A 12,816-nucleotide genomic window follows, 5' to 3' on the forward strand; every position below is an offset into this window, starting at 1 on the left:
AATTTCATATGAAAAAAATAACATACGTTCTTACGCTCCTTTTTATTTTTGTAGTGTCATTTAATGCAAATGCTCAGGACATACTCAAATCAAAGGATTTAAGTACTGTTAAAGTCGATTATTTATCTGATGATGATTTGGCTAAAATTAGTGCACAATTAAAAAGCAATAATGCAACAATTGAGAGTGTAGAGCCAATGGCTTTATCAAAAGGGATGACGCAAACTGAGTTTAATAAGCTTAGAATTAAGCTTACTGAATATGAAAAGAAAAATGCTAAAGGAGGAGGTGCAAATGATAATAGTAAGCCAAAAATAGTAGATAAGGATTCTGAGTTTGGAAGAAAACAAGAGAAAATTAGAAACGATAAAGTAAAAGATTCAACCAATGCCTTAATTTTCGGTTCTGAATTATTTGATAATCCGACATTAAATTTTGAACCGGATTTGAAATTAGCCACTCCTATGAATTATGTTCTTGGACCTGGAGACGAATTGCAGGTAAGTGTATATGGCGTTCAGGAATACAATGCCAGTATCCCTGTCAGTGTAGAAGGAAAAATAACTATTGATTATGTAGGACAAATTTCTGTTTCAGGAATGTCAATAGAAGCGGCTACTCAAAAAATAAAGGCAGCTATTGCAAGAGTATACAGTACCGTTAGCTCCGGGCAATCTCAGGTTAGTGTAAGTTTAAGCCGAATTCGTACCATTAAAATCACTATTGTAGGAGGAAAACAGCCAGGCAATTATTCTATTTCTTCTTTGGCAACCGTATATAATGCGCTGCATTTGGCTGGAGGACCAGGGAAAAATGGAAGTTACAGAAACATAGAATTAATTAGAAATAATAAAGTCTATAAAAATATTGACATTTATAAGTTTTTGGTTAAAGGAGATCAATCTGATAATGTGAGTTTGAAAGATAATGATGTTATTCGAATTCCTGCCTATAGCCAAAGAGTTACAGTTGAAGGAGAAGTGAAACGTCCGGGAATTTTCGAAATGAAAAAAGGAGAAAATTTTTCTGATCTCTTAAATTTCGCCTCTGGTTTTAATGAATTTGCCTATACTGCATCTGTAAATGTAATGCAGAAGACAGGAAAAGAATTTAAAGTACATGATATAAATGAGAGTGAGTATAATTCTTATTTTCCGCAATCAGGTGATGTCTTTAAAGTGACTAAAATTTTAAATCGCTTTGAAAATCGTATTAAAATTGAGGGTGCAGTTTTTAGACCAGACTATTATTCATATAGTGAAGGAATGAGGATTTCTGATCTTATTGCAAGAGCAGAAGGCCTTAAAGAAGATGCTTATACAAAAAGAGCAAGGATTATTCGTTTAAAAACAGATTTAACTACAGAAATTGTAAATGTTGATTTAAGTGCTGCTCTATCCGGAGATCTAAGTGCTGATTTAGAATTAAAAAGAGAAGATATTGTAACAGTATATTCTATTCTGGATTTTAGAGAAGAATATAAAGTTACTATTGATGGTGAAGTTAAAAATCCTGGCGAATATGAATATTTTGAAAATTTAACTTTAAATGATTTAGTAGTTCAGGTGGGTGGTTTAACAGGTTCTGCTTCTAAAAGAGTCGAAATTGCAAGAATGATTAAGTCTGATGTAATCGATGATGCTGATCCAAAACGTATTGAATTGGTAGAACTTGAAATTACTGCAGGCAATAATGAACAGATAAAAACCTTTGTTTTAAAACCTTTTGATGTTATTAATATTCGCAGAATGGCTGTTTATGAGAAACCGGAGATGGTGTCAGTATTGGGTGCAGTAAGTTATCCTGGTAAGTATGTTTTAGCGAATAAAAAAGAGACAGTTTATAACGTTGTAATGCGAGCAGGAGGATTAACTTCGATTGCCAATTTAGATGGTATGAAAATTAAGAGGCCAATCAAGCAAGATCAAATTGATCAGTTGGAGCGTATAGACCTGAATTTATCTAAAAATGATACGCTTAAAGAGAAATTGAGTAAAAAGTTAAAAGACGATTTAAAATATGTTACAATTCCTGTAAATTGGGAAAAAATTGTAAAAGATAAAAATCATTATTCCAATGTGACATTATTTCCTGGTGATGAAATTGAAGTTGCGATTTATAATGAAGGTGTTAAAGTAACTGGAAATGTATTGTTGACTTCTGAAATTCCATACAGAAGTGGAAAAGGATTTAAATATTACATTAACTCAGTTGGGGGAGTAGATAGTAAAGGATGGAAGAGGAAAGCTTATATCATTTATCCTAATGGGAAGGCTGATGTAACAACTTCATTTTTGTTTTTTAGATCTTACCCTAAGGTTGAACCAGATTCACAGATTGTAGTTCCGGAAAAACCTGAAAGGAAAAAAATGAGTGCTGGTGAGTGGGCTGGTTTAGGAACTGCTTTTGCTAGTTTAGCATTGTTAATTGTTACTGCTTTTAAATAATATTTAATGAAGAATTTACCAATTGAAAGCGATGAAATATCGTTAAAAGAATTATTAATTAAAGCAGGAGAATGGTGGAAATACTTGCTTTCGCAATGGAAAATTATTTTGTTAGCAGGAATAATTGGCGCTTGTTCCGGATTATTTTATTCAATAAGTAAAAAACCAATATATAAGGCAACATTATCTTTTGCATTAGAAGATGAAAAGGGTGGTGGAGGATTAGGAGGTGCAATTGGTCTGGCTGGTTCATTTGGATTGGATTTAGGAGGAAGTGGAGGAGGAATTTTTACAGGTTCTAATTTAACTGAATTGTTTAAATCACGATCAATGGTTGAAAAAACATTGTTATCTCCAGTTAATATCAATGGTAAAAAAATTTCTTTAGCGGAAATGTATATTCAGAATAATGAATGGCGCAAAAATTGGAAAGAAAAGCCAAAATTTGCTTCGTTACAATTCTTACCTAACGCTAATCGTAAAATTTTCACAAGAGTTCAAGATAGTATTATTGGAGTTATTTATCAAAATTTATCAAGCGGCAGTTTATCAGTCGGTCAAAAAGACAAAAAGATTTCGATTATAAGTATTGATGTGTCTTCGACTAATGAATTGTTTGCAAAATATTTTTGTGAAGCTTTAGCTAAACAAGTTGGAACATTCTACGTTACAACAAAAAGTAAAAAGGCAAGAATAAATATGGATATTTTAGAACGCCAAGTTGATTCTATTCGTGGAGAACTTAATGGTGCAATTACAGGAGTAGCAATAGCCAACGACAATACTTTTAATTTAAATCCAGCTCTGAATGTTCGTCGAGCGCCTTCCGCTAGAAGACAAGTTGATGTCCAGGCAAATACAGCGATACTTACAGAATTAGTCAAGCAGGCGGAGCTGGCTAAGGTTACTTTACGAAAAGAAACTCCGTTAATTCAAGTTATTGATAAACCAATTTTACCGTTACCAAAAGAACGTTTTGGGAAGGCTAAAGGAATATTATGTGGAGGGATTTTAGCAGGATTTTTAACTGTATTCTTTTTGATTATTAGAAGACTATTTAAAACAATTCTTGAATAATCTTTGTTTGCGTAAAAAATGAAAAATTATACTTTAAAAATTCAGGAAGTTAGAAAAGAAACTGATGATACAGTTACTTTATTTTTCAAACAACCTGGATTAAAAAAAATCAAATATTTAGCGGGTCAATATCTTACTCTTCAATTTAGAATTAATGGAAGAAGATATATTCGGCCTTATTCATTTTCTTCTACACCTTTAATAGATACTACACTTAATGTTACAATAAAAAGAGTGCCAGGAGGTATTGTTTCGAATTACATCAATGACCATATAAAAGTCGGTGATGTAATTGAAGTTCAAGAACCGCTTGGTGATTTTGTTTTTGAAGCAAAAGAAACAGTATATTCTGTTGTTTTTTGGGGAGTTGGAAGCGGAATTACACCACTTTTTTCGATGATAAAAGACTTATTGAATGTTAATCAAACAATAAATATTTATTTGGTTTATGGCAATAAATCTAAAACATCAGTAATTTTTTATGATGAATTAGAAAAACTTAAATCCATTTATCCAGAACGTTTTAAAATATATTATTTTTACTCAAGAGAAGAGTTTTTTGATGATGAGTCTCACAATTTTAAAGGAAGAATTAATTCTGACTTTGTTGCTGATTTAATAAAAAAAATTGATGAACCTACAAAGCATTATCTGTGTGGTCCAATAGGATTAAAAAACACAATTAAAGATTCATTATTAAATCTATCAGGAAATCTGGATAATTTATTTTCTGAAGATTTTGAAATTGTTAAAAACCCCGAAGATTTTAAAGAGATATATGATCAGGAAATTGTATTACATTTTCAAGGTATAGAAAATAAAATCGTTATTAGTAAAGGGAATTCGATACTAGAAGAAGCATTGGAAATTGGTTTAGAATTACCTTATTCCTGTCAAACTGGAAATTGTAGTACTTGCAAAGCAACTCTGAAGTCTGGTGAGATAAAAATGATCGGATTAAGCAAGCCCAGACCAGATTTGAATGAAAATGAATATTTATTATGTTGCAGTTATCCTGTAACAAATAATGTTTCTGTTGAAATAGAATAATCATAATTAACAATATAAAATAATGAAAGTAGTAATTTTTGCGGGTGGTTTTGGAACTCGTCTTATGGAAGAGACGGAGGCAAGACCTAAACCAATGGTTGAAATTGGTGGTAAACCTATTTTATGGCATATTTTGAAAATGTTTGAACAACATGGTTACAATGAATTCATAATTTGTTTAGGTTATAAAGCTACTTATATCAAAGAATACTTCTATAATTATTATTTGCATAATTCTGATGTAACAATTGAATTAGCCAACAATAATATCAATGTTCATTATTCAGAAACAGAATCTTTCAAAGTTACATTGATAGATACAGGCTTGTATACAAATACAGCAGGAAGGCTCAAACGTATTCAAAAATATGTTAAAGATGAAACTTTTATGCTTACTTATGGAGATGGAGTAGCAGATGTTAATTTATCAGAATTACTTCAATTTCATAAATCTCATGGGAGATTAGCAACCTTAACAAGTGTTCAGGTTCCGGGACGTTTTGGTAATTTAGAAATTGGCAGTAATGGTGAAGTTGATAGTTTTGTTGAAAAACCGGCTGGTGATGGCATGTGGATAAACGGTGGTTTTTTCGTGCTGGAACCAGGTATTTTTAAATATCTTGAAGACGATGTTGAAGATATTCAGTGGGAAAAAGAGCCTCTGGGAGCTATCGCAAAAGATCAACAATTGGCAGCGTATAAACACAATGGATTTTGGAAATGTATGGATGCACTGAGAGATAGAGTAGAACTTGAAGCAATGTGGAGTTCCGGAAATGCAAAATGGAAGACATGGTAGATTCATTATTTGAAAAATTAAAAAAAACATATAAAGGTAAAAAAGTTTTCTTAACTGGACATACTGGCTTTAAGGGCGCCTGGATGTTAAAAACTTTATCTGTATTAGGGGCTGAAGTAAAAGGTTACGCTTTAGAACCTCAAACGGCAAATGATTTATTTTGTCTTATCAATGGGGAAAATATATGTGATTCGGTTATTGCCGATCTAAGAGATAAAAAACGTTTAGAAAAAGAAGTGGTAGATTTTCAGCCAGATTTTGTTTTTCATTTGGCTGCGCAACCTTTAGTTCGTTTGTCATATGATATTCCTGCAGAAACTTTTGAAGTAAATGTTATTGGTACAGCAAATATTTTAGACGCTATTCGTCTATTAGAAAAGAAGTGTGATGTAGTATTAATTACAACGGACAAAGTATATCATAATAATGAATGGATATATCCATATCGCGAATGTGATAGATTAGGAGGATACGATCCGTACAGCGCTAGTAAAGCATGTGCTGAATTGGTAATCGACTCTTACAGAAATTCATTTTTTAATAGTAAAACATATAATTTGCACCAAAAAGCAATTGCTGTAGCAAGGGCTGGTAATGTTATTGGTGGTGGAGATTGGTCAAAAGATCGCTTGATTCCTGATATCGCAAGAGCTTTTGCTGCTGATAAAGCAGTGATAATAAGAAATCCTAAATCAGTTAGACCTTGGCAACATGTTCTGGAGCCAGTAATTGGTTATTTATTGTTAGGAGCTAACTTATTTGAAAACCCATTGCAATTTAATCAAGCTTATAATTTTGGCCCTCATTTATCTGATGCACTTCCAGTAGAAGAAATGCTTAAACTAGCGATTCATAGTTGGGGAAAAGCAGAATATATTTTAGAAATAAATGAAAATCAGCCTCATGAGGCTGGATTATTGAAACTTGATATTAGCAAAGTTATTAGTGAATTAAATTGGGAACCAAAACTTAATGCAGCAAAAGCTGTTAGCATGTCTATGGATTGGTACAAACAATTTAATAATAGAAAAACTGAGATCGATTTTTTTACAGAATCTCAAGTAAATTCTTTTCTAAATGCGTAAAGTTTTAATAACTGGAATTACTGGTTTTTTAGGCTCTCATATTGCAGAAAGTTTAATTTCTAATAATATAAATGTAGTAGGTTTAAAACGGAAAAATTCTGATATATGGAGATGTGAAGAGTTTAAAGGAAAAATTGATTGGATAGATATTGCTGATGACGGATCTTTTAAAAATCAATTAATCAATCATTCATTTGATACAATTATACATGCCGCATGGATTGGAGTTGAATCAAATGATAGAGACAATTGGTCTGAACAAATTAAAAATATTATTTTTTTTGTCGAGTTATTAGAATTAGCTAAAATTTTAGAAATAAAAAAAATAATATTTTTAGGCTCACAAGCCGAGTATGGAATTATACATAATAAAATATCAGAAGATTTTGAAACAAATGCACTAAATGCATATGCAGCTACTAAACTGGCTTGTTTAGAAATTTTGAAGAGTTTTTCGTCTATAAATAATATAAATTGGATTTGGCTCAGATTATTTTCTGTTTTTGGCGAAAAAGAAAATTCGAATTGGTTAATACCCTCTTTGATAAATTCGATGTTAAGTAAACAGGAGATGGATTTTACTTTAGGAGAGCAAAAGTATGCGTACCTATATGTAAAAGACTATGCAGATATAATGAAGAGAATTGTGTTAAACGATTTAGAGTCTGGAATTTATAATATTTCTTCTAATGAAATTAGAACCATTAGAACTTTAATTGAGGATATAAAAAATATTGTCAATCCGGAATTTGTTTTAAATTTTGGAGCTTTAAGTTACAGATCCGGGCAATCAATGCATATGGAGGGCGATATGCTAAAATTGAGTGCTCAAATTGGAAAAATTCTATTTTCTAATTATAATAGTGCTTTGCAAAATACTTTAAATTATTATTTAAAAAAATAAATTATGAAAGCATCTGACTTTATTGCAGAGTTTTTAGAAAAAAAAGGAATTAAAAGTGTTTTTGAATTATCAGGTGGAATGATAACTCATATTTTGGACTCTTTAAATCAAAAAACAAGTATTAATATAATTACAATGCATCACGAGCAAGCGGCTGCATTTGCTGCTGAAGGTTATGCCAGAATTACCGGTTTGCCGGGAATTGCTTTGGCAACTTCTGGACCTGGAGCTACTAATTTGCTGACAGGAATTGGTAGTTGTTTTTTTGATTCAACTCCTGCAATCTTTATTACCGGCCAAGTCAATAGACATGAATTAAAAGGAGATAGAGAGATCAGACAATTAGGTTTTCAGGAAACGGACATTGTTTCTATGGCCAAACCTATTACTAAAGCTTGTTTTCATGTTAATGATCCTAATGATATTCCAACTATTTTTGAAAATGCCTTTAAAATTGCATTAGAAGGAAGACCAGGTCCGGTTCTTATTGATATTCCAATGGATGTTCAACGAGTACAGATCGAGGATAATTTTCTTGTTGAAGATTCTTTAGAATTTTCAAAAATTGATGCTACTGTTTTGAATAGCTTAATTGAAGATATCAAAAAGGCTAAAAAACCGCTTGTATTATCAGGAAGAGGGATTAAGGCAAGTAAAAGTCAGGAATTGTTTGACAAGTTTATTTTAAAAACGCAGTTGCCCGTTATTACAACTCTTTTAGGATTAGATACAATTAAATACGATAATTATCAACGTGCTGGATTTATTGGTAGTTATGGAAACAGATGGGCTAATATTGCATTTGGAGAATGTGATTTGCTGATTGTTTTAGGAAGTCGCCTGGACATTCGACAAACAGGTGCTGATACTAAATTTATTGAGAATAGAAAGATTTATCATATTGATTGTGAAAAAGGCGAAATCAACAATCGTGTGAAGGGTTGTGAATCAATTGTAACAGATTTGAAATCATTTTTTAATGAATTTAAAAAAGATACAATTAATGATTCTTTTATTATAAAACAAGAATGGTTCAATCAAATCAATGACTTGAAGAAAACTTGGCCAGATACAAAAGAGTTAGATCCAAAAGGTATAAATCCTAATGTTTTTATGCATTTACTTTCTAACAAATCTAAAAAAGCTAAAGCTTATTTAGCAGATGTAGGAAGTCATCAAATGTGGGCAGCACAATCTCTGGAGCTTTACAACGATCAACACTTTTTAACCTCAGGTGGAATGGGTGCAATGGGATTTTCGTTACCAGCAGGAATAGGTGCAAGTATTGCGCTTGACAAACAACCTGTTGTTGTTTTAATAGGAGATGGCTGCATGCAGATTAATATTCAGGAACTGCAAACAATTGTTAGGAATAAACTTCCTGTAAAAATTGTTATTTTGAATAATAAAACTTTAGGTATGATTCGACAATTTCAGGATAGTTATTTCGAATCACGCTATCAGTCTACTTATTGGGGTTATGATGCTCCTGATTTTGCTAAAGTCGCAATTGCATATGGAATAGATGCAAAAACAATTGAAAATTCAAATGAAATAGAAAATGCGGTAGATTGGTTTTGGAGTACTGAAAATGAAAATAAGGCGCAACTACTACAGGTAATGATTGATCCTCATACAAATACGTATCCAAAAATTGCTTTTGGTAGACCAATTACTGAAATGGAACCATTTGCAAAACCAATAGCTATGGAAGCTACATAAATTATTAAAAAATTACTGTTAAAGATAACCTTATATGTTACAAAATTTAAAAGAAGAGTCTCTACTAAATATTTTAAGAGAAATTGCAAGAAAGAAATCAACGCAAATTATTATTGCTGGAGAAAACTACATTCCTGTTACCGGAAAAGTATTAGATGAGGAAGATATTTTAATGGGAGTTGATGCCGCTCTTGATGGTTGGTTAACAGCTGGCCGTTTTGCTAATAAATTTGAAGCAGATTTTGCAGCTTATTTTGGAGCCCACAGATCACTTTTGGTAAATTCTGGTTCTTCAGCAAACTTAGTGGCATTTTATGCTTTAACTTCTCCAAAATTAGGAGAAAGAGCGATCAAGCCTGGCGACGAGGTTATTACTGTTGCCGCAGGTTTTCCAACAACTATTAATCCAATCATTCAGTTTGGAGCTATTCCGGTTTTTATCGATGTAGATATTGCTACACACAATGTGAAAGCGGATATGATTGAGGCGGCAGTAAGCCCTAAAACAAAAGCGATCATGATTGCACATTCATTAGGAAATCCTTTTGATTTAGATGAAGTGATGCGTGTTGCAAAAAAATACAATCTGTGGGTAGTAGAAGACGATTGTGACTCTTTGGGAGCTACTTATAATGGAAAGAAAACGGGAACGTTTGGAGATATCTCTACGTTTTCATTTTATCCGGCACATCATATTACAATGGGAGAAGGCGGAGCAGTATTAATTAACAATCCTGTTTTGTCAAAATTAGCAGAAAGTTTCCGTGATTGGGGACGAGATTGCTATTGTGAACCGGGTAAAGATGATACTTGTGGATGCCGTTTTGGTCAACAATTAGGAACATTACCTTATGGTTATGATCATAAATATACGTATTCTCATATTGGTTTCAATTTGAAAGTAACTGATATGCAGGCTGCATTCGGAGTTTCACAAATTAAAAAAATTGATCAATTTGTTCAACGTCGAAAAGAAAATTATGCTGCATTGTACGCACGTATGAAAGAATTTGAAGAAGTTTTTATTCTTCCAGAGCCAACTCCAAATTCAGAGCCATCTTGGTTTGGATTCTTATTGACATTAAGAGAAGGAGATGCAAATGACCGCCACATGCTAGTACAACATTTAGAAAAAAATAAAATTGGTACACGTTTATTATTTGGAGGTAACTTATTAAGACAGCCTGCTTATGCAAATATTGAACACCGTGTTGTAGGTGATTTGTCTAATACTGACACAATCATGAATCAATCGTTCTGGCTTGGCGTATGGCCGGGATTAAATGAAAGTCACTATGACTATATTGCAAATGTGATTCGAGATTATTTAAATTCATAAAAATGACAATAGGTGCTTTTTTACCAGTTTTTAATGAGGAGAATAGAATTCGTTCTGTTATAGAGTCTTTGTTATGGTGTGATGAAATAATTTTGGTTGATAAAAATAGTACAGATAAAACTGTTGAAATAGCTTTAACTTATGGAGATAAAATAAAAGTACACTATTTGCAAAATACAGATGCGTATAGTTCGTCTGAATGGGATGTTTTCTTAGATAATTGCTCATCAAAATGGGTAACTTTTTTTACAGCTAGTGATGTGATTCATCCAAAATTAGTTGAGGAGATTTTAAAAATTATTCAAGAATATGATGATGAATATGATATTATAAATATACCTTTTAGAAGATATGTTTTAGGATTAGAATCAAAAAGATCACCTTGGTATTCTGAACTAAGTCCTAAAATAGTAAAGAAAAATGCAATGGTACTTAATAGTGATGGAGTACATGATGCGGTTAGTTTTAAAGGTAAAGAATACAATATGAAAAATCATGATTCATATTGTATGTTTCATCTAACTCATGAGTCAGTTGATAAAATGATGAGTAATCATACTAGATACTGGAGAGGAGAAGCTAATGAATTAAATATAAATTTAAAGCAATCGTCATTTATTGTTTTTAGAGAATTTATCAAAGTTACATTAAGGAGAAAAACGTTTTTAATGGGGATGGATGGTATTATGCTAAGTTTTGCTTATTTAACTTATTTTATGATGTCTTTTGTTTATAAGTGGGAGAAAAAGCGTAGTGAATCTTCAGTAAAATATCAAGAAATTCGAAGAAATATATCAAATGAATGGAATAATTCCAGTTCTAAAATATAAACTAGATTCATATTATATTTAAATATACTAGTACTTCGTAAAAAAAATAATGTAACGTATGATTGTTATAACTAAAAAAGATGTCGCTTGGAATTTTATTGCAACCTTTTTAAAAACTGCTTCAAGTATAATTTTGTTGCCACTTATACTAAAGTGCCTTTCTGCCCAAGAAATTGGTATTTGGACAATATTTATTTCTATTGGAGGATTAGCTAGTATTGCAGATTTTGGATTCTCACCTTCATTTTCTAGAAATATTACTTTTATTTTTAGCGGCGTTAATAAATTATCTAAAGTTGGATTTAATAACGAAAGTAATACTGGAGTAATAAATTATGTTTTGTTGAAAACTGCACTAAAAGCAATGAAATATTTTTATTCACGTGTTGCTATTTTTGTTTTTTTATTTTTGTCTATTTTTGGTACTTATTACATAAAATATGTTCTAAAAGACTATCAAGGTTCGAATGATAGTATTTACTTGGCTTGGCTTATATTTATTTGCTATATTTCATTTAACATGTATACGATTTACTTTGAATCATTACTGATAGGGAAAGGATCGATAAAAGAAAGTAAACAAATAGATATTATTGCTCAAATTATATATTTGTGTTTAGCTACTATTTTATTATTGTTAGGATACGGATTAGTTGGTTTTTTTGGCGCTCAACTTTTTTCAAGTATCTTGACGAGATATTTTTCTCAAAAAAAATTTTATACAGCGGAACTTAAAGAGAAACTTAAAAATTCACATGTTGATGATTATAAAGATATAATCAGAACAATATTTCCTAACGCTATAAAAGGAGGTATAAGTAGTATGGGAAGTTTATTCATTTATAGATCTCCTTTATTAATAGGATCAATGTTTTTAAGTCTTCAAGATATTGGAAGCTACGGCTTAACACGTCAAATATTTGATGTAATTTATTTAGTAGCGAGTACCTACTCGATAACTTATTTTTCAAAATTATCAAGCAATTGGGCGATAAATGATATAAATGCAAATAGAATTATATATGTAAAGTCTTTGTTAGTAACATTTTTTCTTTATTTGTTAGCAATTCCTGCGTTAGTATTTGTTGCAAATCCATTTTTAACATTATATGGAAGTAACACATTGTTACTTGAAGGCTTGCCGCTTTACGTTTTAATAGCACATTATTTTTTTAATCTATTTCATGGTCAATCAATTCCTATTGTGGTTTCACGCAATCATCTGCCCTTATATTATGTTGGATTTATCGGTGGTGTAATAGTTATAATATTGACATTTGTTATGTTAAAATATTTTTCATTTGGAGTTTTAGCACTTGTAATCAGTCCAACAGTCGTTTATATGGCATATGAAAATTGGAAATGGCCTAGTTATGCCTTTAAAGTTTTAGAATTAAATTTTAAAACTTTTTTAGACATAAATAAATTGGTAATATCTAATTTTTATAGAAGTCTTAAATTTAAATTGACTAGCGTTTAAATAGCTATAAATTATTTACAATAATCTCTTACCTTAATAAAGCATTAATTATCTGATAAAAATAAATTGATTCTAAGAATCAA

Annotated in this window: 10 protein-coding genes; all 10 read left to right on the top strand. The window is 31.2% G+C overall.

Going from position 1 to position 12,816, the window contains the following annotated elements; all coding sequences use genetic code 11:
• The first annotated feature begins 8 nt into the window (after positions 1-8).
• The 10 genes from NJT12_RS04070 to wzx are packed head-to-tail and all read left to right on the top strand — an operon-like array spanning position 9 to position 12,733.
• Positions 9-2,447, top strand: coding sequence for an SLBB domain-containing protein (locus NJT12_RS04070; RefSeq protein WP_271334627.1), 2,439 nt, complete (start codon positions 9-11; stop codon positions 2,445-2,447).
• Between the two features lie 6 nt (positions 2,448-2,453).
• The gene (locus tag NJT12_RS04075; RefSeq protein WP_271334628.1) at positions 2,454-3,524 is read left to right on the top strand and encodes a lipopolysaccharide biosynthesis protein; all 1,071 of its coding nucleotides are present in this window, start codon (positions 2,454-2,456) and stop codon (positions 3,522-3,524) included.
• An 18-nt stretch (positions 3,525-3,542) separates the two neighbouring features.
• Positions 3,543-4,574: a ferredoxin--NADP reductase gene (locus NJT12_RS04080; protein WP_271334629.1), complete on the top strand. Its 1,032-nt coding sequence runs from the start codon at positions 3,543-3,545 to the stop codon at positions 4,572-4,574.
• Positions 4,575-4,596: 22 nt separating this feature from the next.
• A complete protein-coding gene (gene rfbF / locus NJT12_RS04085; RefSeq protein ID WP_271334630.1) occupies positions 4,597-5,373 on the top strand; it encodes a glucose-1-phosphate cytidylyltransferase in 777 nt (258 codons plus the stop codon).
• Positions 5,367-6,458, top strand: coding sequence for a CDP-glucose 4,6-dehydratase (gene rfbG, locus NJT12_RS04090; protein WP_271334631.1), 1,092 nt, complete (start codon positions 5,367-5,369; stop codon positions 6,456-6,458). Before rfbF ends, rfbG begins: the two co-directional genes overlap by 7 nt.
• Complete coding sequence (locus NJT12_RS04095; protein WP_271334632.1) at positions 6,451-7,362, top strand: NAD-dependent epimerase/dehydratase family protein; 912 nt, start codon at positions 6,451-6,453, stop codon at positions 7,360-7,362. The genes rfbG and NJT12_RS04095 overlap by 8 nt, the downstream gene beginning before the upstream one ends.
• A gap of 3 nt (positions 7,363-7,365) precedes the next feature.
• Positions 7,366-9,084 (top strand): thiamine pyrophosphate-binding protein, encoded by a 1,719-nt coding sequence (locus tag NJT12_RS04100; protein ID WP_271334633.1) that lies wholly within the window; start codon positions 7,366-7,368, stop codon positions 9,082-9,084.
• Positions 9,085-9,118: 34 nt separating this feature from the next.
• Entirely contained in the window at positions 9,119-10,423 is a 1,305-nt protein-coding gene (gene rfbH, locus NJT12_RS04105; RefSeq protein WP_271334634.1) for a lipopolysaccharide biosynthesis protein RfbH, read from the top strand.
• Positions 10,424-10,425: 2 nt separating this feature from the next.
• Entirely contained in the window at positions 10,426-11,253 is an 828-nt protein-coding gene (locus NJT12_RS04110; RefSeq protein WP_271334635.1) for a glycosyltransferase, read from the top strand.
• Positions 11,254-11,311: 58 nt separating this feature from the next.
• Positions 11,312-12,733 carry an O-unit flippase-like protein gene (gene wzx / locus NJT12_RS04115; protein WP_271334636.1) on the top strand — a complete coding sequence of 474 codons (1,422 nt, stop codon included), beginning with the start codon at positions 11,312-11,314 and terminating at the stop codon, positions 12,731-12,733.
• The last annotated feature ends 83 nt before the right edge of the window (positions 12,734-12,816 follow it).

Origin of the sequence: Flavobacterium azizsancarii (genome assembly GCF_027980145.1) — a bacterium.
Classification (GTDB): Bacteria; Bacteroidota; Bacteroidia; order Flavobacteriales; family Flavobacteriaceae; genus Flavobacterium; species Flavobacterium azizsancarii.